Annotated in this window: 19 protein-coding genes; 7 read left to right on the forward strand and 12 right to left on the reverse strand. The window is 36.9% G+C overall.

What is annotated here, in order from left to right; translation table 11 throughout:
- Nucleotide 1: 1 nt before the first annotated feature.
- The 6 genes from ACKP2L_RS04845 to ACKP2L_RS04870 form a co-directional block, all read right to left on the reverse strand.
- Nucleotides 2-343 (reverse strand): YlbF family regulator, encoded by a 342-nt coding sequence (locus tag ACKP2L_RS04845; RefSeq protein WP_439424742.1) that lies wholly within the window; start codon nucleotides 341-343, stop codon nucleotides 2-4.
- A 47-nt stretch (nucleotides 344-390) separates the two neighbouring features.
- Nucleotides 391-2,451: a transglycosylase domain-containing protein gene (locus ACKP2L_RS04850; RefSeq protein ID WP_439424743.1), complete on the reverse strand. Its 2,061-nt coding sequence runs from the start codon at nucleotides 2,449-2,451 to the stop codon at nucleotides 391-393.
- 24 nt (nucleotides 2,452-2,475) lie between these two features.
- Nucleotides 2,476-4,179 (reverse strand): arginine--tRNA ligase, encoded by a 1,704-nt coding sequence (argS, locus tag ACKP2L_RS04855; RefSeq protein ID WP_439424744.1) that lies wholly within the window; start codon nucleotides 4,177-4,179, stop codon nucleotides 2,476-2,478.
- Between the two features lie 73 nt (nucleotides 4,180-4,252).
- Nucleotides 4,253-4,531, reverse strand: a complete 279-nt coding sequence (locus tag ACKP2L_RS04860; protein WP_439424745.1) for a hypothetical protein — start codon at nucleotides 4,529-4,531, stop codon at nucleotides 4,253-4,255.
- A gap of 32 nt (nucleotides 4,532-4,563) precedes the next feature.
- Nucleotides 4,564-6,066: a UDP-N-acetylmuramoyl-L-alanyl-D-glutamate--2,6-diaminopimelate ligase gene (locus ACKP2L_RS04865; RefSeq protein ID WP_439424746.1), complete on the reverse strand. Its 1,503-nt coding sequence runs from the start codon at nucleotides 6,064-6,066 to the stop codon at nucleotides 4,564-4,566.
- Between the two features lie 34 nt (nucleotides 6,067-6,100).
- Entirely contained in the window at nucleotides 6,101-7,252 is a 1,152-nt protein-coding gene (locus ACKP2L_RS04870; RefSeq protein WP_439426205.1) for an AAA family ATPase, read from the reverse strand.
- A gap of 159 nt (nucleotides 7,253-7,411) precedes the next feature.
- Here ACKP2L_RS04870 and ACKP2L_RS04875 point away from each other — a divergent pair, with 159 nt between their 5' ends.
- From ACKP2L_RS04875 to ACKP2L_RS04900, 6 genes are all read left to right on the forward strand, one after another.
- Nucleotides 7,412-8,593 carry a pyridoxal phosphate-dependent aminotransferase gene (locus ACKP2L_RS04875; RefSeq protein WP_439424747.1) on the forward strand — a complete coding sequence of 394 codons (1,182 nt, stop codon included), beginning with the start codon at nucleotides 7,412-7,414 and terminating at the stop codon, nucleotides 8,591-8,593.
- Between the two features lie 29 nt (nucleotides 8,594-8,622).
- Entirely contained in the window at nucleotides 8,623-9,195 is a 573-nt protein-coding gene (locus tag ACKP2L_RS04880) for a LemA family protein (RefSeq protein WP_439424748.1), read from the forward strand.
- Nucleotides 9,192-11,159: a DUF2207 family protein gene (locus ACKP2L_RS04885; RefSeq protein WP_439424749.1), complete on the forward strand. Its 1,968-nt coding sequence runs from the start codon at nucleotides 9,192-9,194 to the stop codon at nucleotides 11,157-11,159. The genes ACKP2L_RS04880 and ACKP2L_RS04885 overlap by 4 nt, the downstream gene beginning before the upstream one ends.
- A 133-nt stretch (nucleotides 11,160-11,292) precedes the next feature.
- Nucleotides 11,293-12,726, forward strand: coding sequence for an NADP-dependent phosphogluconate dehydrogenase (gene gndA, locus ACKP2L_RS04890; RefSeq protein WP_439424750.1), 1,434 nt, complete (start codon nucleotides 11,293-11,295; stop codon nucleotides 12,724-12,726).
- 160 nt (nucleotides 12,727-12,886) lie between these two features.
- On the forward strand, nucleotides 12,887-13,351 hold the full coding sequence (locus ACKP2L_RS04895; RefSeq protein ID WP_439424751.1) for a nucleoside 2-deoxyribosyltransferase: 465 nt from the start codon (nucleotides 12,887-12,889) through the stop codon (nucleotides 13,349-13,351).
- Between the two features lie 72 nt (nucleotides 13,352-13,423).
- The gene (locus ACKP2L_RS04900; RefSeq protein WP_439424752.1) at nucleotides 13,424-14,278 is read left to right on the forward strand and encodes a glycosyltransferase family 8 protein; all 855 of its coding nucleotides are present in this window, start codon (nucleotides 13,424-13,426) and stop codon (nucleotides 14,276-14,278) included.
- A 307-nt stretch (nucleotides 14,279-14,585) separates the two neighbouring features.
- Here ACKP2L_RS04900 and ACKP2L_RS04905 read toward each other — a convergent pair whose 3' ends face one another.
- The 4 genes from ACKP2L_RS04905 to ACKP2L_RS04920 all read right to left on the reverse strand — a co-directional run bounded on the left by ACKP2L_RS04905 (nucleotide 14,586) and on the right by ACKP2L_RS04920 (nucleotide 19,597).
- Entirely contained in the window at nucleotides 14,586-15,863 is a 1,278-nt protein-coding gene (locus ACKP2L_RS04905) for a D-alanyl-D-alanine carboxypeptidase family protein (RefSeq protein WP_439424753.1), read from the reverse strand.
- Nucleotides 15,864-16,065: 202 nt separating this feature from the next.
- A complete protein-coding gene (locus tag ACKP2L_RS04910) occupies nucleotides 16,066-17,283 on the reverse strand; it encodes a DNA/RNA non-specific endonuclease (protein WP_439424754.1) in 1,218 nt (405 codons plus the stop codon).
- Between the two features lie 86 nt (nucleotides 17,284-17,369).
- A complete protein-coding gene (locus tag ACKP2L_RS04915; RefSeq protein WP_439426206.1) occupies nucleotides 17,370-18,086 on the reverse strand; it encodes a DUF4811 domain-containing protein in 717 nt (238 codons plus the stop codon).
- Nucleotides 18,086-19,597 (reverse strand): MDR family MFS transporter, encoded by a 1,512-nt coding sequence (locus tag ACKP2L_RS04920; protein WP_439424755.1) that lies wholly within the window; start codon nucleotides 19,595-19,597, stop codon nucleotides 18,086-18,088. The genes ACKP2L_RS04915 and ACKP2L_RS04920 overlap by 1 nt, the downstream gene beginning before the upstream one ends.
- A 159-nt stretch (nucleotides 19,598-19,756) precedes the next feature.
- Between ACKP2L_RS04920 and ACKP2L_RS04925 the strand changes: the two genes are divergently transcribed.
- Nucleotides 19,757-20,212 carry a MerR family transcriptional regulator gene (locus ACKP2L_RS04925; RefSeq protein ID WP_439424756.1) on the forward strand — a complete coding sequence of 152 codons (456 nt, stop codon included), beginning with the start codon at nucleotides 19,757-19,759 and terminating at the stop codon, nucleotides 20,210-20,212.
- A 312-nt stretch (nucleotides 20,213-20,524) separates the two neighbouring features.
- Here the strand turns inward: ACKP2L_RS04925 and ACKP2L_RS04930 are convergent, their stop codons facing one another.
- Both ACKP2L_RS04930 and ACKP2L_RS04935 read right to left on the reverse strand, forming a co-directional pair.
- The gene (locus tag ACKP2L_RS04930) at nucleotides 20,525-21,163 is read right to left on the reverse strand and encodes a DNA-3-methyladenine glycosylase (RefSeq protein ID WP_439424757.1); all 639 of its coding nucleotides are present in this window, start codon (nucleotides 21,161-21,163) and stop codon (nucleotides 20,525-20,527) included.
- An 815-nt stretch (nucleotides 21,164-21,978) separates the two neighbouring features.
- Entirely contained in the window at nucleotides 21,979-22,311 is a 333-nt protein-coding gene (locus ACKP2L_RS04935; protein ID WP_439424758.1) for a hypothetical protein, read from the reverse strand.
- Nucleotides 22,312-22,317: the final 6 nt, after the last annotated feature.

The following is a 22,317-nucleotide window of genomic DNA, read 5'->3' on the forward strand; positions in this document are numbered from 1 at the left end:
ATTATTTTTTATAAAGTTGAGTTAACGGAGCTGTGATGATCGAATTGACCTGATCGAGTAATTGATTGAGTGATCGTTCGCGTTCGCTAAGTTCTTTTATCAACGGCAATGTTTGCGCTTTTTTTGCAATTTCCTGCCAATTGTTCATTTTATCAGGAGTTGGTTCAGAACGTTTCTGCTGGAAATCAGCTATCTCCCTCTGTGCATTTTGAAAGTCATCAAATAATTGTTTAGACTCGGGATCTGATTTGATCTTGGCTAAAGTTTCATCCAATTGCTTAAACTCTGAGGTATCCTGTAATTCACGCGCTAATAACTTTGATTGTTCGATTAATTGAGCCATTTATTTTCCTCTTTTCTTCATTAATAATTTTAGCAAAGCCATAACTTTTATTTATTAAGAAACTGATCAAAAAAACTTTTGGACTGATTCCAAATATTTTCTAGCGCTTGTCTGACACCAGATATTTGTTGCCCAAATTTATTTAAATTACCTTGAGAATTTTGCCAAAATTCGTTCCAGCTGTTATTAAATCTATCTAATAATGAATTGCCGTTATTCTGATCAAAAGGTGTTTTTGGAGAATTGTCAATAAGCTGGATCGTTTGTTCTCTAAAAAGCGGCCCAAGCGAACGATTTATAAAGGCCGGCAAACTTTTACCAGAAGTTGATGAATCATAACCTTGCCAGGAAACTGTAACTAAATCAGGCGTATAAGCAGCGGCCCAAAGATCCTTTGATGCTAAGGGCGTACCGGGATTATCAACATCTTCAGTCGTCCCAGTTTTACCAGCAACGACAAAATTACCCGGTGCTGCAAAAGCACCCGTCCCGGTTCGATAAACTTGAAACATCATCGAAGTCATCGTTTCGGCAGTTTTTCTTGAAATGACTCTTTTTTGATGAACTTTTGGACTAGAGACAACTACTTTCCCCGAAGCATCAACTATTTTAGTGATGTAATGAGCCTGAGACATAAGACCATGATTAGCAAAAGCTGTGTATGCTTGCGCCATTTGCTGCGGCGAGACACCATGCGACATTCCACCAAGCGCTAAAGACAGATTGCGATCAGACCTTTGAACCGGCAGATCAAATCGTTTTGCATAATCAAAACCTGTTTTAACGCTCATTTTGCTCATCAAATAAACCGCTGGGATATTGTAGGAGTTAGCAATAGCTGTTTGCATATCGACTGATTGGGAAGAATAGCCGAGAGCATTTTCCGGGCGATAACCTCCCGAAAAAGTTCGAGGACTATTAGGGAAAATGCTCTGTTTGTTATAACCGCGTTCAACAGCCGGTGCATAAACAACAAGCGGTTTTATCAATGATCCTGGGGAACGGCGCATTTGATTGGCCCGATTAAATCCTCTAAAAGTATGGCTGTTTCTACCGCCGATAACAGCCAAAACACCTCCTGTTTTAGCATCAAGAGCAATCGAGGCAGATTGATCATCAGCAACAGGAAAAAGATAGTCGTTTTGATAATCATTTTGCAAAGCTGTTTGATCATTTTGATCTAAGGTCGTGAAAATTCGATAACCGCGATTCATGATATCTGTTTCAGAAAGACCGTATTTATTTATAGCTTCGTTTATGACCGAATCAAAAAACCAAGGGTACTGATAATTTGTCTTGCTGTTAACGCTGGGATTCTGCGGATAAAAAGGTGCACTTAAAGCTTTTTGAGCTTGTTGAGAGTCTATTTTTTTATTGACAAGCATATTATTGATAACCGTTTTGCGTCTATTAGCTGCGTACTCGGGAAAACGCGTCGGATCGTATAGAGTTGGATTTGCTAACATCCCCGCAATAGATGCGGCTTGTTCGACGGTTAAATCAGAAGCAGGAACCCCAAAGTATCCCTCGGCAGCATCCTGCACACCATAAATATTGTGACCAAAATAGGCAGAATTAAGGTACATAGCCAATATTTGATCTTTAGAATAATGTTTTTCTATTTCAACAGCTAAAAATAATTCACGAAATTTTCTAGAAAAAGTTTGTTTCTGAGTTAAATAGGCATTCTTTGCCAATTGCTGCGTTATCGTCGAACCGCCGCCAGAAATATAATCTCGATGCAAAAGTTTATTTCGCAAAAACAAAAAACCAGCCCGAGCAAAACCGCTTATAGAAAAACCATGTTCATGATAAAAATTACGATCTTCAGTCGAAATAACAGCATCAGTGAGATACGGTGATATTTTATCGAACGAAACTTGGTCACCCTTTTGATCAGCTAATTCACCAGCCTGCTGGCCATTTCGATCATAAATAATAGTTGGTTTTGCTAATTGGCGGGAAAGTTTATCGACGTCAGCAATTTTTGCTTGAAAGATAAGGTAAATAGAACTAATAAAAAATAAGCTGGCAAAAAACAAAATAACCCAACGAATAAGTTGGAATCGTTTTACCAGCTCTTTTAATTTTGAAGTTTCTTTTTTCAAAATATTAACGAAATAAGATCATTCTTACATTTGTGATGGTGCCTTAACACCCAAAAGTTCGAGGCCTCTTTTTAATATTGTACTCGTTGCTTTTACAAGTGCCAAACGAGAGGGAAGCTCTGGACCGTCGACCAAAATAACGGTGTTGCCGTAAAAAGAATTAAAATCACGAGACAAATTCAAGAGGTACTTGGCTATTATGCTTGGTTCTCTCATTTCCCAAGCTCTTTTAACAGCCTGACCGTATTGGCTCAACCTGACTATTATCGGCCAAGCTTGTTGATCGTAAAACTTAAAGTCTTCATTAAAACCAGACAGCGAGTAATTAGATTTTCTTAAAATACTATTGGCTCTTGCATTGGTATACTGCACATAAGGGCCGGTATCGCCTTCGAATTGGACGATTTTATTCATATCGAAGTCGATCGCCAAATTTCTTTCGTTCTTTAGATCATTAAAAATGACCGCACCAACGCCAACTTCCTCAGCTACCTTGTCAGCATCCTTTAAATCGGGATTTTTTTCTGAAATTTGTTGACTGGCCAGCTTGTGAGCAATATCAAGAACGTCCGATAAAGCCACAACGTTTCCTTTACGTGTGGACATTTTTTTACCGTTCATCGTTATCAAGCCGAATCCTATATGCTCGATTCCATCAGACCAATCATCGCCAGCTAATTTTAATATAGCTTTCATTTGATCAAAATGGTCCTTTTGTTCGTTCCCAACAACATACAAAGCATGCGAAAAATGATAATGATCGTAACGGTATATAGCAGAGGCAAGGTCTCTGGTAATGTACTGAGTAGCGCCATCAGATCTAACGATCATCGCGATCGGGAAATTTTCGTCAGGCAAAAGTTTAGGCAGATCGACTATTTGTGCACCTTGAGAAGGCACTAGCAAATTTTTTTCTTTCAGCATCTGCACAACAGGCTGCATTTTATCATTATAGAAAGCTTCGCCATTAAGCGAATCAAACGAAACTCCTAAACGATCATAAACTCTTTGGAATTCTTTTAGAGAAACGCTTTTAAACCAGCTCCACAATTGTGTTGCTTCATGATCGCCATCCTCAAGTTTTTTGAACCAGGCCCTGCCGCTTTCCTTTAACTTTGGATCATTTTCTGCTTCTTTATTGATCCTAACGTAGAGTTTGACTAATTCATTTACCGGATCTTTTTCAATGACTTCATCATCGCCCCAAAGCTTATAAGCTGCTATCATCAAACCAAATTGGGTCCCCCAATCGCCCAAAAAATTGATTTTGAAGGTATCGTAACCATTCGCTTGAGCAATTTTTGAAATGGCTTCGCCAATCACTGTTGAACGTAAATGCCCCATACTCATAGGTTTTGCAATGTTTGGAGAAGACATATCGATGACAACTTTTTTTCCTTGACCATCGCTGTTATTGCCAAATTCTCTATTAGTTAAAATTTGTTGAAGGGTATTATTGGTAAATGAATTTTTTTCAATGAAAAAGTTAACGTATGGACCTTCAGATACGATTTTTTCAAAACCCGACCGGTCTATCTTTTCTGAGATTTCTTTTGCGATCAAAAAAGGAGCTTTTTTGAATTTTTTCGCTAATACGAAGGTCGGAAAAGCAAAATCTCCCTTTTTTAAGTCTTTCGGCTTCTCTATCAGATTTGATATCTCCAATTGGTCTGATCGTTCGCCAAGAGCTGCTTTGATTTTTTTTGTTATTAATCCAGTGAAATCCATAAATTCAATTATACAAAACAAATAAATAAAAACTGCCAAAAAGGCAGCTGATAAAGATTATTTTATGAAACAACTATTTCTTTTTCTCTTCTTTTTTTTGCTTAGAATCATCGGCATGATCGATAACTTCAACAGAATCCATAGGTACAACAGCTCGATTGTTCATTTCAGTGACCATAACTTGATCATCTTTTTGGCTATCTATGATTTCGATCAAAAGAGAATGCTCGTAAACACGTTCGATCCGACCTGTGATCGGATGCTGCAAGCCGCCATAGGGTTCAGCTAATAAAGTATCACCTATTTTAAATTTTGAGTTTTGCTCAGCTAATTCACTTGGTTTTAATGGCATATTTTCTCCTTAACCGTGCAATTATAACAAATTTATTCCAATTTGGACAAAACTTTTATAGCAACTTTACGATCACCTAGATAGGGAAGGTTTTGATGATTAGTTTTTTGAAAAGCATCATCCCCCTTAGCTGCCAAAACAACTAAATCAGAAGGACCGGCACTTTTGATAGCTTCTTCTATCGCTTTAGTACGATCCAGCTGTTCAGAAAGCTCAACATCAGGATTGGAGATCGCCGACCTGATCTGATCATTTATTTTATGCGGATCCTCGGTACCGGGATCGTCCGTAGTCAAAATTGCTTTATCCGCGAATCTGCTGATCACCTGACCGAATTGCTGGCGCCGGTCTTCACCTTTATCGCCGGGCGACCCAAGTACAATGATGATCCTGCCCTTTCTATGCTGTGTTCGCAAAAATTCTAACAGTTTTGTCACTGATTGGCCATTGTGAGCATAATCGACGATGATCAAGCCGTGTTTTTTGCTGGATAATTTGACCATCCTGCCGGGTATTTCTAATTCATCTAATTGTTTCTTAGCTTTTTCCGGACTAAATCCGGCTTTTTTAACCATCGCGATCGCATTGACTGCATTATAAATATTAAAATCACCCGGAATGTCCAAAGCAAATCGTTCTTTATGATAGCCGAGGCCATAGATAGAAAAAATAGAATGATCCAAGTCAGCTTGATGAATATCGAAAAAAACATCGGCCGATTTATTTTTTGAAGATATTGAAACATTCTCAGCTCCAAAAGTATGCGCATGATCAATGAACTCTTGCCCATGGTCGTCATCTATATTAGAAACGAAAATGTCAGAATTTTCGGCTAGCATCTTTTTATGTGCCAAATAGTCGGCAAAAGTCGGATGTTCGTTGATACCAATATGATCAGGACTGATATTCAAAAAAGATCCGACTTTAAAATGAATACCGAAAACACGTTTTTTTAAATATGATTGAGAGCTGACTTCCATTACCAAATAGCGAATACCGTTATCTAAAGCAAGACGCATATTTTTAAATAGTTCAAAAGATTCAGGTGTCGTTAATTCGCTTTTGAAATGAATATTTGCATTTATGATCGTGTCGATCGTAGAAAAAAGTGCAGTTTTATGATCAGTTAAATGATCCATTAAGGCATAGGCCATATAAGCCGAACTTGTTTTGCCTTTTGTACCGGTGATCCCAAGTATCGTCAGATCTTTTTGCGGATAACCAAAATAAGCTGCTGACAATGCCGCTAAAGCGATTTGTGCATCGCTGACGATCCAACTAGGGACATCACTAAATGATGATGCTAATCGTTCTTTTTCTCCGACAAATGCAGTGATCAAATTCTTTTTCTTATCATCTATATAACTGTCTTTAAAAGCCCCTTTGATCACAAACAAAGTATTAGGATCATTAACTTTCCTGCTGTCAAAAGATAAACTATCAAAAAGATGATCTGTTCCCTTCGGTTCTTTGACCAGCACCCCGGCTTTATCTAAAATTCTGCTGATCTCTTTTGCACTTAATTTAACTGCCATATATCCCCTTCCAGACCAAAATGATCATTTAAATTCATTTTTTATAATCATGATGATGCTCAATATCAAAATCAGTGTGTTCTTCGATCGCGTCTAAAGCTTGGAGAAAGCGCGCATAATATCCAGCCGGATCATTAGGCTGATTTTTAGCATCTAAAACAACTAGACGACTGGAAAAACCGTAATGTTTGATCAGTCTTAGCAATTCTGAATAATATGAATCGGGATCGATAGCAGCGCCAGTGGGACGAACGATCCGTCTTTTTGGATCTTTAAACGGCGGTATCAAAAGGATAAGGTCTATTTCTTCAGCTTTGATCGTCGTGCTGTATAAATATTCAAGCTGCTTCCTTTCGGAATCTTTAAGCAGCAAATTAGAATAGGCCTGCAAAGATATTGCATCCCCATTAAAAATCGCCAAACCGTTATTAGCCGGTGAATTTATCTCGGCGGAATTAGCTGCATACTGCCCCTGGATCATATTGGCATAGTCTTTTATATCCATTTCGGAATCATCAACGTTGGCTTTCTCTTGGTAGATCGCAGCAAAATCACTTGAAAATGGAGAATTAGCCGAACGAGCCAGTCTCCTGATCAAAGTAGATTTTCCAGAATTAGATGAACCCATCACGACTACTTTTTGAACAAAATGACGTCGAAAAACTCGATTGATGTAATCCCAATATTTTAGAGGATTATTACGTATTTTTGTTGCCGAAATATTCAGAATAGTCCGATCCATCAACGAAACAGAAAATTGAGAGTTATTATCGGAAAGGCGTTTTTCTAGCTCATCTTTATAATCCTGCTCGCCGGTATAAAAAGTTATTTTTGCGTCCGGATTTTTAATGTTTTTTTTGATTATCGAAATCAGTCTTTCCAGCCAAACATCCCATCCTTCAGGCATTTTAGGAATATCGTCTTCATTTAAATAATCAACTTTGATCTGCCATTCATCGGCAAAAGCTTGTCGGAGGTAGCGAAAACGCTGACCCAGCGGAAGTCCGATCTTATCGCCCCGATCACCGCTGTAGCCCGATGTTACGACCAGAACTCCATCATTTAAAGCAGCGGCTTTATATATTTCAGCCTGATGACCAACGTGCAGCGGAGCAAAAGTTCCAAAGAATACACCAATGCGGTCTCCTGAAAGATTTTCTTTATTTAAATTAGTTACCAAATCCATCTCGAATATTTTAACATTTATAGACAATTACCTATTTAATAATGATCAGCATAAAATTGTTTTTTCTTTTAAATACAGAAAATGATTTGAATTAAAATGCAAAATGCTTGACCGACCATTAACAAAAGTGGAAGAATATCAGACTAAAGGTAGAAAAATATGATTAAAAGTTTAAAAGCGTTAAGCAAGCGAGTTGAAAGCATTCCCCACGATCCGATGCTTGATTTTATGGACCAAGTCGGCAAAGTCGATAATTTGATCGACTTAGGTTTCGGCGATCCCGATTTTGCAGTGGCCAAAAATACAAAAGAGGCTTTTATAAAATCAATAAATGAAGATCATTCACATTATGCCGACGGGCAGGGAACTTTTCAATTAAGAAAGGCAGCTATGGATTATTATGATCAAAAGTATGATTGTAAAATAGAAGATCCTAACGAAATACTGGTAACTGGCGGTGCCGCTGAAGCCATTAATCTTGCTTTATTAAGCATCGTCGATAAAAACGACGGCATAATGATCATCGAACCAGAATATTCTCAATATTCGACCTCAGTCGCTTTAGCCGGCGGTCAAAAAATACCAGTTGACACGATTTCAAATAATTTTAAATTAACACCTGCTTTAGTTGAAAAAAATTATCAAACCGCTTTGGATAAAGGGATCAAACCAGTCGCGATAATCCTCAATTTCCCGAACAATCCAACTGGGAAAAGTTATAGTTTAGACGAGCTTAAAGAACTAGCAAGTATTTTTGAGAAATTAAATCTTTGGGTGCTGTCAGATGAAATATATGCCGAGCAAAGTTACAGGCAAAAACATCACTCTCTTTACCCTTTGATACCTGATCAAACGATTTTGATAACCGGATTATCAAAATCACATTCCATGACTGGATACCGGATCGGTTTTGCTATTGCCAAAGGAGAAGTGGCTTTAGCCATGCGCAAGATCCAAGATACTTTTTTAACTTGTTTGCCAACACCTATTCAAGACGCAGCGGCTTTTGCTGTAAAATACGATCCTGACGCCGGTAAGAGAACACGCAAAGAATATTTCAAGAGAATAAAATTAGTAGTTGACAAGCTGAACCAACTGGGATTCAGCGCCGAGATGCCGGACGGGGCTTTTTACGTCTGGGCAAAAGTTCCAAAACGATTCATAGGAAAATCATTTGAATTTTGCATTGATCTAGCTCAAAAAGCTCGCGTTCAGATTTTTCCTGGTGCTATCTTCTCCAGTACTGCATCTGATTATGTCAGAATATCTTGTGCTCAATCGGAAAAAATTTTATCAAGGGCCTTAGTATCTATTGAAAATTACCTAAAACAAGGCAGCTAGCATGTTAAAATTAAGGTATTGGAGGATATATGCCGCTTTGGTCAATAATAATTTTAATCCTGATCGTTTTAGTAGTGATATACATAGTCATTACTTACAATAATTTAGTGCGAAGCAAAAATAATGTGCTCGCTGCCTCTTCTGCTATAGATGTGCAACTGAAACGTAGAAATGATTTGATACCTAACCTGGTCGAAACAGTTAAAGGATATGCTGCCCACGAAAAAGGTGTTTTTCAACAAGTTACTGAAGCTCGTAATCTAAGTCAAACAACATTGGATAAGAACAGTGATCTGCAAGATAAATTAGCTGCTGCTGATCGATTGACCGGTGCTTTGAATAGGCTTATAGCCGTCGCAGAAGCTTATCCAGACCTGAAAGCCAGCACTAACTTTACCCAGCTTATGAACGAGCTGTCAAATACCGAAGACAAAATTTCTTATACAAGACAGCTTTTCAACTCAACGTCAGCTGATTTCAATACAGAGATCGAACAATTCCCTGCCAACTTGATCGCCAATACTTTTAATTTCAAAGCCTTTGAATTATTGAAAACAGACGAAAGTGAAAAATCAGCACCAAAAGTAGATTTTAAATCATGAAAAAAATCAATTTAAAGAGATCGATCCTTTTCTTTGCGGCCGTTTTAATAACGGTTTTTTTGTCTTTTCTATCCATTCCATTTGGAAATAAGAAGGCAGCTGCTGCAGATTATCGAATAGAAAGTTACAAAAGCAATTTAGCATTGGAGAGAAACAAGAACGAAAGCACCTTTTCTCAAGATATTACCTTCTCCTTCAATGGCGAACATAACGGTGTTTTTGTTGACCAAAATTCTAGTGACAAAAGTGAAAATGGTTTTTCCATCCAACTAGCCGCTTTGTCAGCTTATGACTATCAGAGCAAAAAATGGAACGAATTATCACCATTAGAAACGAATAGTTCGCCGCAAATTTGGGCCGTTAAGGGATCTGACCAAACAAATTATCAGAATTTTCCTTTTTATGCCCAAATAAATTCAAACAATGCAAATGCTTCTAAACAAGTAAAATTTTTTCATAAGGTTTATCCGGGACAAAAAATAAGGCTAAGACTCATATGGCGCTTTAATAATCTTGTAGCGGCAAACACGAAAATAGATGAATTGAATTGGCTTCCAATATCTAACTGGCAAACAGATATCCATAACTTCGATATGAGCATAAAATTGCCTGCTGCTGCAAAAGAACTTCGAGCCTGGGTCCACACTGATCGTAACCAGCCTGGACATATTTCAGTTAATAAAAAGAAAGGTTTGATAAAAATATATTCACAAAATATTTCAGCTGAAAAGCGATTGGAAGTACACAGCTTTTGGAATAAGCAGGTTACGAATTATCCTCCCCTGCATAAAGACGATCAGCGGGCTGCGCAGATCATAAAACAAGAAAGAGCAATAACTTTTCGTTCTAACATAATGGCAGGAGCTGCATTATTGACGATTTCAATACTTGTTCCCCTTATATTCATTGCTGCAGCATATTTACTGATAAAGAATAATTTAAGATTAAAAAAAGATTACCGGCTTGCCAAGCAGCAATCAGGAGTCGATCGACCGGCCGTATTTGATTTTGAAATACCGAATGACTTGGGGCCAGCAATAATCGCAAATCGTTTGGATCCCGACGGTTTTGATAAAAGCGATCTTCAAAAAAGCCGTTTGATATCCGCAACTTTTATGGATCTGATCGCCCGAAAAAAAATATCGATAAAAGATTCTGCTGACATAAAGTCCAAAAATCTGATATTTGCTTTAACAAACGATGATAATTTGCTTCCATTTGAAAGTAAATTGATATCAATATTTTTTCCCGATAAAAAGAAGGATTTCCAGGCAAAAAAATTAAAATCAGCGGACTCATCGATCAATCAAAGAATACGTGCAAACCTGTCAGCTTTCCTTGATTTAATAAAAGAAAGCTCTGCCAATAGGCAGATAGTTGAGCAGAATCTAAGCAGCCAGGCAAAAAAATCCTTGAACTCTGCTCATTCATTATTTTTCTGTTTGATAGTTCTTGGATCGATCTTTGCGCTGACAGCTTGTTTTATTCTTCAAACCTTGATCGCTTTTATCTTGTTCGGCATATATTTGACCGCATCTATAGCCGTTTTCTTATTTTTTAAAAAAGCACCGACTCTTTATTACACAGAAGACGGTTTTCAAGAAAGATACCGATGGCAAGGATTTGAAAAAATGCTCAAAGAAATCGGAAAGTTTGATAAAAAAGAACTATCCGAAGTCAAAATATGGGATCGTATTTTAGCTTATGCAGTTATCTTCGGTCAAGCTAAAAAAGTTGCTCAATATCTCAGATCCAACCTCAGCGAAGACCAAATCAAAGCGACTAGTCCGCTCTTATTCGGCTTTTATTACTATCCTCTTTGGGATATAGACTCCAATATATCCAGTCAATCTGTTCCTTCGCCGACATCCGGACCGGGTAATTGGAGCGGTGGCGGAGGCGGTTTTTCTTCCGGTGGCGGTTTCTCCGGCGGAGGCGGCGGAGGCGGAGGCGGCGCCTTTTAACTATTTACACCGATATAAAAAATAAAAACAAAATCACAATCACGTTTCAGATCATATTTTTTGGGATATAATTAAAGGGTAATTGTGAAAAAGCTAGCAATTTTCACAAATAATTTAATTTGAAAGGAAACTTATGACTCAAGCAGATTTTGGTGTTGTTGGAATGGCCGTTATGGGCCGCAACCTTGCTTTAAACGTAGAAAGCCGCGGCTATACGGTAGCGATTTTTAACCGGTCTCGTTCAAAAACCGATGACGTAATGTCAAAACATTCCGATAAGAAGCTGATCCCTTCTTACAATATCGAGGACTTTGTTAAATCGATCAATAAACCTCGTCGGATCATGTTGATGGTCAAAGCTGGTGCCGGCACTGATGCCGTGATCAACGAATTGATCCCATTACTAGATAAGGGAGATATCCTGATCGATGGTGGAAACACCTTCTTCAAAGACACGATCGCTAGAAACGCCCGTTTGGCAGATTCTGGCATCAATTTCATCGGAACTGGGGTTTCCGGTGGAGAATTAGGAGCTTTGCATGGTCCTTCCCTTATGCCTGGCGGCCAAAAAGAAGCTTACGAATTAGTTAAACCGATTTTCGAACAGATCGCAGCCAAAGCATCTCAAGATGGCAAACCATGTGTTACCTTCTGTGGAGAAAACGGTGCCGGCCATTATGTAAAGATGGTTCATAATGGTATCGAATACGGTGATGAAGAATTGATCGATGAAAGTTATAACATTATGAGAAATGTCCTCGGACTTTCTGTTGATGAAATGGCTGACACTTTCAAGGATTGGAACAAGGGTGAATTAAACTCATACCTTATCGAAATCACTGCTGATATTTTGACAAGAAAAGATGATCTTGGTTCAGGCAAACCAATCGTTGACATGATTCTTGATCGCGGAAACAATAAAGGTACCGGCCGCTGGTCTTCAGCTGATGCTTTGGAAGTTCAGGTTCCACAATCAGTTATCACTGAAGCCGTTTATGCTCGTTACATCTCAATGATGAAAGACGAACGTGTCGCTGCTTCTAAAGTTCTTAACGGACCTGCAAAGAAAGCCGATCTGCCAGAAGACAAAAAAGAATTGATCGAAAAGATCCGTCGTGCTTTGTACTTCTCAAAGATCATGTCTTACGCACAAGGATTTGAACAATTGCGTTTTGCTGCAAAGCAATACAATTGGGACTTTGATTATGGCAAGCTGGCTCAAATCTGGCGTGCTGGCTGCATTATTCGTGCACAGTTCTTACAAAATATCACTGATGCTTACGACAAAAAGCCAGATTTGAATAACTTATTAATGGATGATTACTTCAAAGACATTTCTAATAAGTATCAAGACGATGTCAGAGATGTAGTAGCATTAGCCGTTAAAGCAGGTGTTCCAGTTCCTGCCTTCTCCGCTGCTATCAGTTATTTTGATTCATATCGTTCAGAAGTATTACCAGCAAATCTTTTGCAAGCACAACGTGATTACTTCGGTGCTCATACTTACCAACGTGTAGATAAGCCTTTTGATCAGGCCTTCCACTTCCCTTGGTATGATGAAGCTTGATTTGATCAATAAAATATTGTTTTTCGATAAAACCGGCCTAAGTCGGTTTTTTCTTTTTTTATTAAACTTGTTTTTTAGTCAGTAAAAGCGGGTTATAATTTAAAAGCTGTTGTATTTTCGAAACGAATAGCTGCAGCTATTTTAAAAAGGAGGGTCAAATATGAATAAAGTCTACTTTGCCTGCTCTTGGTTCAATGATGAGCAAACCAATTATATGAAAAAAGGAATGGATCTTATCCAAAGCAACAAAACTGTTGATTGGAAACATTCCTATTATCCGCTAGATCACCAATATAAGGGCCTATTAGTAACCGATAAGCCAGAATTGCTGACTGATACTGAATGGCAGCTGGGTACCTTTAACGGCGATGTAAACGGAATAATAACCAGCGATATCGTCGTTGCGATGTATTTGCCGGAATATCCAGACGAAGGTATAACTTGGGAAACAGGATTTGCTTATGCAGCGAAAAAACCAGTCGTTTTGGTCGTCCCTGCTGGTGAAAATAAGCCTGTTAATTTAATGCCGGCAATGGGGGCAACAAAAGTGATCACGATCGACGAACTAGCAAATTTTGATTTTGACGGAATCGTTTATCAGCCATATCAAGGAACAGTCTATTGATTAGGCTTTTTTTATTATCTTTTTAACTTTACAATTATTAGGTAATACAAATAGTTTCTAAAAAAGATTATTATGAATTTACTTTTTTCAATTACAAAAAATTATATAAGACAATTAGAAACAGTTTTATTTTCTATCAGAGAAAATAACAAAAATAAAGATTTCATTATTTACTTGTTGACCGATGATAAAGGAAGCCTTTATGCCTTTAAAAAATTAAATGATTTCTGCTCGCAAATTTCAATGAAATTAGAAATCATTCAAGTACCTTCAACGACCTTTTCCCATGCACCAAAAACATCAAGATATCCGCAGATGATCTATTATCGATTAGTCGCACAGAACTTTTTACCAGCAACGATCGACAGAATACTTTACTTAGACTGTGATCTTTTATGCCTGAATTCTTTTGATAAATTATATAATATTGATTTTCAAGATAAGTTATATGTAGCGGCAAGCCACACTGAAAGCATTAGAATAGGCAATACTTTTAATAAAATACGTCTTGGCAATTATGATGCAGAAAATTATTTCAATTCAGGCGTCCTTTTGATGAACTTGAATAAAATCAGAGAAGAGGTACATTTATCCGATATCTATAATTTTATAAATCAAAATAGCTTACAACTATTCTTACCGGATCAAGACATTTTAAATGCTTTATATGGCGACAAAATAAAATCAATTCCAGATATTTATTATAATTACGATACTCGTTTTTTTGGTGCTTATAAGCTGCTTAATGGCGGAAACATAAACCTTGACTGGATCGCTGAAAATACTGTTTTTCTTCATTTTTGCGGGCGCGACAAACCTTGGCAAAAAAATTACACCGGAAAGTTTGCAGCTTTGTATAAATACTATCGATGGTTAGCATATAGGGAAATTAATTTAAAAAATGAAACAAAATACATGATTTCCTAATAAAATGTAAATTTTGATAATAATAAAACAATAACTTTTGTTTAAGTTTAAGTTATGGAACACATAATCGACAAAAAAGGAAAGGTCAACTTCGATCCTTCCGATTTAAACAAAACGTTAGCGTACTATGATTTAGTCGATTTTTTCTCTTTATCTTTTGATAATAATAAAAAAACTGACAATTATTTTCCTGATTTTTCAAAAAAAGAAAATTTATTGAAATATTCAAATATAATTAGAAAATACGGTTGTCCAGAATTAGTTAAAAAATTAGACAAATTAACAAAGGGAAATTAGTCTAAAGCTATCAGTGCTTATACTCTTTTCCATACAAAAATTCGCGCCAGTATATAGTTGCTTTAGAAGCTTTTTGGATTCTCTTAGAATTTTTCAATAAAACGATAATTCCTTTTCTATTTAGAAAATCCTCCGAAGAACTGTCGGCAGGTCTAAATATTTCTTCAGCAAGAGCACTATTCTTTTTTGCCGGAAAAGATTTATTGTTCTTAAAAACATGCAAATATTCGTATATTTTAGGCTGATCTAAATCAGTAAAAAAGAAATTTTTCTGATGGTCGGCTTTGGTATGAACGATGCCTTTAAAACTGGCCGATCTTAAGAATTTGATATCTTGATTTTTCGAATTAAATTCGGTCAAATGCATTTTTTTATCAACTTGTCGTAATATTCTCGTGCTCTCGATAAATCTGGTTGAAAAATCATTAAAAGAACCGCTGCCTAAAACTACTGTAACGACTCTGCGCCCTTTTATTTTACTTTCACCAACGAAGTTTCCGCCTATAGATAAGGCAGATCCGGTTTTTAGACCGGTAAAAGCATAACGCGGATCTATTTCCTCTTTTGGAAGACTGATGTTTCTCATGATAAGTTTTTCGTAACCATTGTTTATTAAAAATTCTTTCCGGCTGCTTACTGTCCTGATATACGGAAATTTATTCAGAAGTTTGCAGCTCAAGACAGCTACCTCGCGTGCAGATAATAGATTTTCGCTTGCCGGAGAAAATCTATTATCTGCAAAAGGTCCCATCAATCCATTGGGCAGCCCATTAGGTGAAAAAATATGGGTATTTTTAATGCCCCAAGAATTAAGCAATAGAGAAGTTTTAAGATCACTTTTTGCAATACTGCCGTTAGTAAAAACAGCCAAAGCATCAGCTGCTCCGTTCGCGGAAGCTAACATGCTATAAGTCAAAAGATCAGATATCTTATAATACCTTCCAGCTTGAAGCGGTATGTTGGCAACCATAGCGTCATGGCTTAACCAAGCTGTTTGAGGATCTATTTTGATATAATCATTTAAATTTTGATGATTTCTTTTTAATTTATCCAATAATTGATAGGCAGTCAACAATTTTGTGATAGATGCGATCGGATACCGCTGATCAATGTTTTTTTCTGCTAATATCTGTCCAGTTCTTTCATCAACAACGATCGCGGCCTTCGCGTTGACTACCGGCCTTAAAACAGCAGCTTGAGCTTTTTGATAGATTTGGAAATTTAAAATCAAAAAGAAAGAGAAACCGATAAAGAAAATAAGCAAATTGTGTTTAAAATAAAATTTCATAATTTAAGCTTTAAAACAAAAATAAAAAAATCAAAATAAAAGTAAGAACGGCCAGCGACCAAGCAAAGAAATACATAAAAATAAGCATCCGCCTTGAAAGCTGTTTTTTTATAAAAAGAAAGATAAAGCTGATTAAAAAACTCAGATCGATAACTAACAAAAAAATTAAAAATTGAATGAAATAAGTTTTAATCATTGTAAATCAGGGCTGTGCCTCTTCTTTTGAATGGTATTTCCCTTGGTTTAAGGCCTGCTGTTCAGTCATAGTTATGACATTATTTTTATTAGTGCTGCTTGGCATTGAATTTTCATTATACCAATAGACATTAGAACGGCCATGCGAAGCAACGAAAACGGTCCGATCAGTGTTTTTATTTATAGTTGGCGAAGAAAAGGACGAAGAACTTTTTATAGCTTGGCCTTGTCTATCATTGCTATTCAAAAGAGCAGCCGCCCGCCCTGTTAAATAGTCGATCTGTGCATTAGGACTAACGTTATCCAGATAAACGATTTCAGAATCTCCATTTCCTTGATGTTCTTTAGAAGGATTTATACTGATAGTTATATGTCTGCCCGCTTGATCGACACCGACATAGGCTAATCTTATTTGGCGAGGTATCAGTTCATTGCCAGAATAAAGCGGTGTAACTTGATAATCCAAATAATAATCAGGATGAAGAGCAAGCCAATTATCCAACCTATTTTCATAATAGAGCATTGAGTCAGGATTACTTTCATTCATACCGCTAAAATCACCTGCGTTCAGCCAGGCAGTTTCTGGTACCAAATTTCGCGATTCATCGTTTAAGCCCGAAAATTGGTAACCAACCAAATGTCCTCTATTCATCAACCAAGCTTTTTTTATCTGACCATTATCATCCCGATATAAAAAACGATAATTATGCCATCCAACAGGATCAAAAGTCAGATACGGATCTCTTTTTTTAACGGGCTCATCATTATTTTTTAATTGAATATGAGCATCCCTTGCCCGGCCGAGACCATCATTAGGTGCTAAAATCAACTGACGTTTGCCCAAAAAAGAAAGCGGGTATTGTTGAAATCCCGAAAAACCATGATTCTGATCAGAGATAAAATTTTTAGAAGAAGCAGATGAACTGGAACTAGAAGATGATTTAAAAGAACTTTGAGAAGATACGGAGGCAGCGGTCTGCTGGTTTTTAAATCTAGTCGGTTTTTCTTTAGTTCCTTTTTTACTGCCGGCCTCGTTTTTTACCGTTTTAGAATGATCATCATTAACAGCTTTTTGACTATTAGGAGATACAAAGGCAGAACTAACTAAAAAGACTAAGCCTAAAATTATCAACCAAGATTTTTTTATTCTGAACCTTTCTAAAATTTTTTTAAAAAAGCTGCTTAAAATCAATAAGAGTCCCAAAAAAACCAGCAAACTTGTCATATATCCCCTCTCCTTCTATAACCAAATTCAATTTTACCAATAATAAGATAAAAAAAAGAAAGCCTTACGGCTTCCATATATTTAGATCATTTATTTTTTTTCAGTAAATTATTTACCGCTTGTCTTTGAAATTCAGCAGAATATTTTTTCGTCAAAGAAGCTTGTGCCTGCTTATTTGAAATCAATGAGGGATCTTTACCGACGGCTTCCTTTAATCGATTTTCAACGAAAATTCTTCCTTGCTGCTGCAGCTGTTTAGGATCAAGTTTCTTTTGAAGCAAACTGGCTTGAGAGGTGGTCAGTCTAAACCACCTTTTTGGAATATAAAAAGTATTTTTTCTTGAAACCAGCTGTCCGTTGATTCCTGACCAGGCAAAAAGGACTCTAGAAAGTTCTGATCTATATTGCCAGCGTACTTCTTTTTTTTGGATCCGGGCCTTGTCGGAATCGACGGCTACGACTTTATTTTGCGTAAATTCGCTAGCTTGTGTATGCTTGATTTTCTTTGAACTAGAACTATTTTTATATAGATAAACCTGTTCAGATCCGCTAGAACCAAGCGGTTGATACAAAATCATTTGGAAAGCATTAGAGCGGCCAACAGAATATATTCTTTTTGAAGATACAGTCGTTACTTTTTTCATACCAAAATGATCATGAAAATTAGCTGTGACAGCAGCCAGAGATAAGAGCAAGACTGCCCCGGAAAGCAAGGCCAAAACGATTCTTTCCCTTTGATGGTCGACATATATCAAGCTTGCAAAAAAAGCTATCGCCGATAAAGCTACGATAAAAATTATCATCAAGCCCTTTCCTCCTGTGAAATATTTTGATTTTTTAATGAAGTACTTGCTTTAACAGTTTTCTTATTCGAATAAACAATACCGTTTTTCAAAAAGAAAGCGATTATTAAGGCAATAATAGAAAAAGCAATAGCTATCCAAAAGGCTGCTCTATATCCCGACATCGTAGCCATAAATGTTCTTGATCTATATTCAAGAGGTGCTTGCTTTAAAAGATCATTAGACGGCATTTGATTTTTGGTAACATTTGACAAAACAGAGACTAAAACGGCCGTGCCAATAGAACTCGCTACTTGACGAACAGTATTGTTAACAGCGGTACCATGCGAAATAAGATTGGCAGGCAAGGCATTCATTCCGGCAGTCGTCGCAGGCATCATTACCATTGAAATACCGAATAGTCTGAGTGCATATAACAAAACTATATAAATTATCGGCGTATCTCTTGTTATCATCAAAAAAGGAAAAGTTCCCACTGTCAACAAGAATAGGCCAGCAATAGATAACCTCTTGGCACCGATGCGATCAAAAGCTCTTCCGGTTATCGGACTCATCACAGCCATCATCAAGGCACCGGGAAGCAGAGTCAATCCTGAATCAAGCGCACTCATGCCGTGGATGATCTGCAAATAAAGAGGGACGATCATTTCAACACCAACCATCGCGACCATTACGACCGAACTCAAGATAGTCGCGATCGTAAAGTCCTTGGAAAGAAAAACTTTGAGCTGCAAGAAAGGCTTCTCCATCTTTATTTGTCTCCATATAAACAAAATAATGAAAACAACGCCGACTATCAAAGTGGCCAAGACGGTCCTGGAAGTCCATCCGTTATCACCGACCGAAGAGAAACCATATAGCAATGAGCCAAAACCGATCGTCGAGAAAGAAAGCGACAGCCAGTCCAATTTAGGCTTGCTGGTTTTAATGACCGGTTTCATATAAAAGATCGCCAAAATTATTACCAAAGCAACGATCGGTACGATCATACCGAACAGATCGCGCCATTGGAAACTGTCGATCACCCATCCAGAAAGAGTTGGACCGATCGCAGGAGCAACACCGATCACAACTCCAGCCATTCCCATAGCCGATCCACGCTGGTTAGATGGAAAAATAGACAGCATTATATTTTGAAGCAGCGGCATTGAAATTCCGACCCCGACTGCTTGAACTAAACGTCCGGCAAGCAAAACGGCATAGCTTGGCGATATCCAAGCCAAAATAGTACCTACTTCAAAAATAATCATTGCCGAAATGTAAAGCCACTTTGAATTGAACCTGTTAGCAAGCCAGGCAGATACCGGAATCATGATCCCGTTTACCATCAAAAAGCCAGTCGTTAGCCACTGAACTGTAGAAGTAGATATACTAAAAGCTTTCATTAAAGCAGGAAAAGCGGTTGCTAAAATCGTTTGATTCAAAACAGTACAGAAAGTACCGATCAAAAGGACTGTTATAAGCATAGTCCGGTTATATTTTTTACCTTTATTATCGATTGCCTCAGGCATGAACAACTCCTTATTAAAAATTAGAAACTTATTGAGTATAACTCTTTGTAAGGCAGTTGTAAATTTTTTTATTGTTAATGGCAAAAAAATAATATTTATTCTAAGAATTTTAATAATGATATCATGATAAAATAGGATTTAATTAAGAAAGAGAAAAAAATGAGCGAAGAAACTAATCAATTAAATCAAGTAATAAACCTTCGAAACATGGTGCGCTCTATCATTAAAAAAAATGGTATAAAGATAGGCATTACCGATCTAGCCGATGCTACTGGTGTTTCCGCCACCCAATTAAGATATTGGCTGGAAAAGGGATATATAAGAAGCGATTCCGATGACAAGCAAAAAAAATTCCCTTATGAAACTGTTTTTAGAGTTGCTATAATAAAAAAATTTCAAGATGAAGGATTCACCCTGGCGGCGGCCGTAAAAAAAACTGATCGGCATTCCACGATCATCAAGGCTTTCAAACAGATGCTGTATGATCGTTTGGTAGATATAAAAGACTATGAAAACGGCAGTGTCTTGATAGACTTAGGAATTTTTGATCCAGAGCCAAGCAAACATTTGATTGCGCATTTAGACGACGAAAAAACAACCTTTGAACTAAAATGATCAGTTTTTAGTCTGGTCGATCAAAGCAAAGTATTGTTTTTTGCGTTTTTTTGTTTTCTGATCCGAACCTGATGGTCCGCGAAATATAAAAGCAAAAAAATTAAAAAAATAAAGACCGAAATTAAAAAAATAAATACTACAGTACTTTTTAAGCCAATAAAATCAAAAAAATTGATCGATAAAATAAATAGTACTGAAAAGGTCCACGAATAACATAAGGGAACTATATACTTCATATTTCCTCGGTTTGCCATTACTGCCCTTATTTAATATAAACAAGTTAAATTAAACGAAAATAATAATCTTAAAAATTTATTCACTCCAACCGTGATTTTTAGTTATATCCGATTTATTCGTTTGAGAAACATAAGGATTTCCTTTGACAAAAAATCTAAGCGGCAAAAATGTTGAACTCCCTCTATGGCTAACACCTATCCGGGGTCCGCTGCCAATGTGATCAATTCCGCGTTTATCATGAATGCCGATTTGGATAGTTTCGTCACTTAGAAAAAGAAAATTCATTTTACTGTCATGAATGCCAAAAGCCTGCATGACCTTACCAGGACCGTTGCTTAATTCAAAACCTTTTTTCCGACGGTTTTCTTCCATCAAATGAATCCCCTTATGCGGTTCAACGGCCCTGATCAAAACTCCTTGAGGGACATCGGGGTCTTGTGTAACGACATCAAACAAGAAATGACCGCGCAAGGTGTAAATATAAATAGTTCCTGCTTGTCCATAAAGAGGTGCATTAGACACTGTTTTTCGTCCTTTAAATGCATGTGCAGCCGAATCATTCTGACCTAGGTAAGCTTCCGTTTCAACGATATATCCGCTAATCGGTCCTTTTTTAGAATATCTGATCAGCTCTCTGCCTAAAAGGTCTTTTGCAATTTGGTCGGTCGGTCTGCCGGAAAAAAATTCTTTCATTTCTAAACTATTTTTGTCCATTTTTTCAAAATATGTAATTTATTTATTACCCATGTGATATTAAACAAAATGTTTTTAAAAAATAAAAAAACACCATTAAATGGTGAATCGTAAAAAATATCATCTTAAGATCGGTGCTTATTATCGCTCCCAAAGAGGAAAGCATCAGCACCGAAACTCCATATAGTACCTCAATCCTGAGACATTCGGCTAGCTTTATTTAACTTATTTATTATGTGAGTCAACTAACGGGTTTAATTATAACACTTAAAAATACATTGATTTTGTTGGCTAATATGCTCCAAGTGATGTAAAAAGCTATGTCGGCCAACGCGGCTATTAGATGAAAGGACAAGGCGGTTAAGGTTGCGAGTATTTTTGAGCTGCCGCCTTTGTACCGCTTGTACCAACTTTTTACATTGTTTGGTGGATTTAATCAGGTTTAGTCATGTTTTGAAATAGTTCGTAAACGCTGATATATAGGCATTTTGGTAAAGAAAAAGCGCTGTATCGATGTTTTTGATATAACGCCTGAAATGGCTTCGCATGGCAGAGGTCAGGGGGTCCGAACCCTGTAATGTCCAGCGCTTATAAGTTGCCGTTGTGCAATTATTGTGCAAATAAAAGCCGCCATTACGGCAGTAGTTCCCAAAGACAACAAATTCGCACTTAGTGCCCCCTCTCGGACTATAAAATCCATATATATCAAGGCTTTAAAGGATATATGTGGCAAACATGTGGCAAATTATATTTTTTATTTCCAGAAAGTTATTAATAATATATTGACGATCAAACATTTTACTTTATAATTTAATATTTAAGTATAAAAAAATTACTTAATGAAGTAATTGCAAAATAAGAGAAGCAGCAACTGAAGTTATAACTGCCAATATAAAAGAAATGATACCAGCGTTTCTTTTTTTTCGTGTGGCTTCCTTTAAATCCTGTTTATAAGTCTTTCCTTTATCTGTTAACGACACCTTAAAAGCCGTACAATCTAAATCCTTATCTTTTTGTCTATATTCTATTTTTATTAGTCCTTTGGATTTCAATAAATCAAGACGTTGAACTTTAAAGGGTAATTCATAATCATAAAATACTATTTTGTGGTCTTGTTTTGTTTTTTCTATTAATTTACTTATTTTTTTTAAATCACTTTTATAAGACATGGTCCA

The organism is Oenococcus alcoholitolerans, from assembly GCF_051852995.1.
In the GTDB taxonomy this organism is placed as follows: domain Bacteria; phylum Bacillota; class Bacilli; order Lactobacillales; family Lactobacillaceae; genus Oenococcus; species Oenococcus alcoholitolerans.

Coding starts and splice junctions, on each gene's coding strand:
- ACKP2L_RS04870 (WP_439426205.1), bottom strand. CDS start 7,252: ATGGATTTGGTAACTAATTTAAATAAAGAAAATCTTTCAGGAGACCGC.
- ACKP2L_RS04900 (WP_439424752.1), top strand. CDS start 13,424: ATGAATTTACTTTTTTCAATTACAAAAAATTATATAAGACAATTAGAA.
- gndA (WP_439424750.1), top strand. CDS start 11,293: ATGACTCAAGCAGATTTTGGTGTTGTTGGAATGGCCGTTATGGGCCGC.
- ACKP2L_RS04915 (WP_439426206.1), bottom strand. CDS start 18,086: ATGATAATTTTTATCGTAGCTTTATCGGCGATAGCTTTTTTTGCAAGC.
- ACKP2L_RS04935 (WP_439424758.1), bottom strand. CDS start 22,311: ATGTCTTATAAAAGTGATTTAAAAAAAATAAGTAAATTAATAGAAAAA.
- ACKP2L_RS04910 (WP_439424754.1), bottom strand. CDS start 17,283: ATGACAAGTTTGCTGGTTTTTTTGGGACTCTTATTGATTTTAAGCAGC.
- ACKP2L_RS04875 (WP_439424747.1), top strand. CDS start 7,412: ATGATTAAAAGTTTAAAAGCGTTAAGCAAGCGAGTTGAAAGCATTCCC.
- ACKP2L_RS04885 (WP_439424749.1), top strand. CDS start 9,192: ATGAAAAAAATCAATTTAAAGAGATCGATCCTTTTCTTTGCGGCCGTT.
- ACKP2L_RS04905 (WP_439424753.1), bottom strand. CDS start 15,863: ATGAAATTTTATTTTAAACACAATTTGCTTATTTTCTTTATCGGTTTC.
- ACKP2L_RS04925 (WP_439424756.1), top strand. CDS start 19,757: ATGAGCGAAGAAACTAATCAATTAAATCAAGTAATAAACCTTCGAAAC.
- argS (WP_439424744.1), bottom strand. CDS start 4,179: ATGGATTTCACTGGATTAATAACAAAAAAAATCAAAGCAGCTCTTGGC.
- ACKP2L_RS04895 (WP_439424751.1), top strand. CDS start 12,887: ATGAATAAAGTCTACTTTGCCTGCTCTTGGTTCAATGATGAGCAAACC.
- ACKP2L_RS04845 (WP_439424742.1), bottom strand. CDS start 343: ATGGCTCAATTAATCGAACAATCAAAGTTATTAGCGCGTGAATTACAG.
- ACKP2L_RS04860 (WP_439424745.1), bottom strand. CDS start 4,531: ATGCCATTAAAACCAAGTGAATTAGCTGAGCAAAACTCAAAATTTAAA.
- ACKP2L_RS04930 (WP_439424757.1), bottom strand. CDS start 21,163: ATGGACAAAAATAGTTTAGAAATGAAAGAATTTTTTTCCGGCAGACCG.
- ACKP2L_RS04865 (WP_439424746.1), bottom strand. CDS start 6,066: ATGGCAGTTAAATTAAGTGCAAAAGAGATCAGCAGAATTTTAGATAAA.
- ACKP2L_RS04920 (WP_439424755.1), bottom strand. CDS start 19,597: ATGCCTGAGGCAATCGATAATAAAGGTAAAAAATATAACCGGACTATG.
- ACKP2L_RS04880 (WP_439424748.1), top strand. CDS start 8,623: ATGCCGCTTTGGTCAATAATAATTTTAATCCTGATCGTTTTAGTAGTG.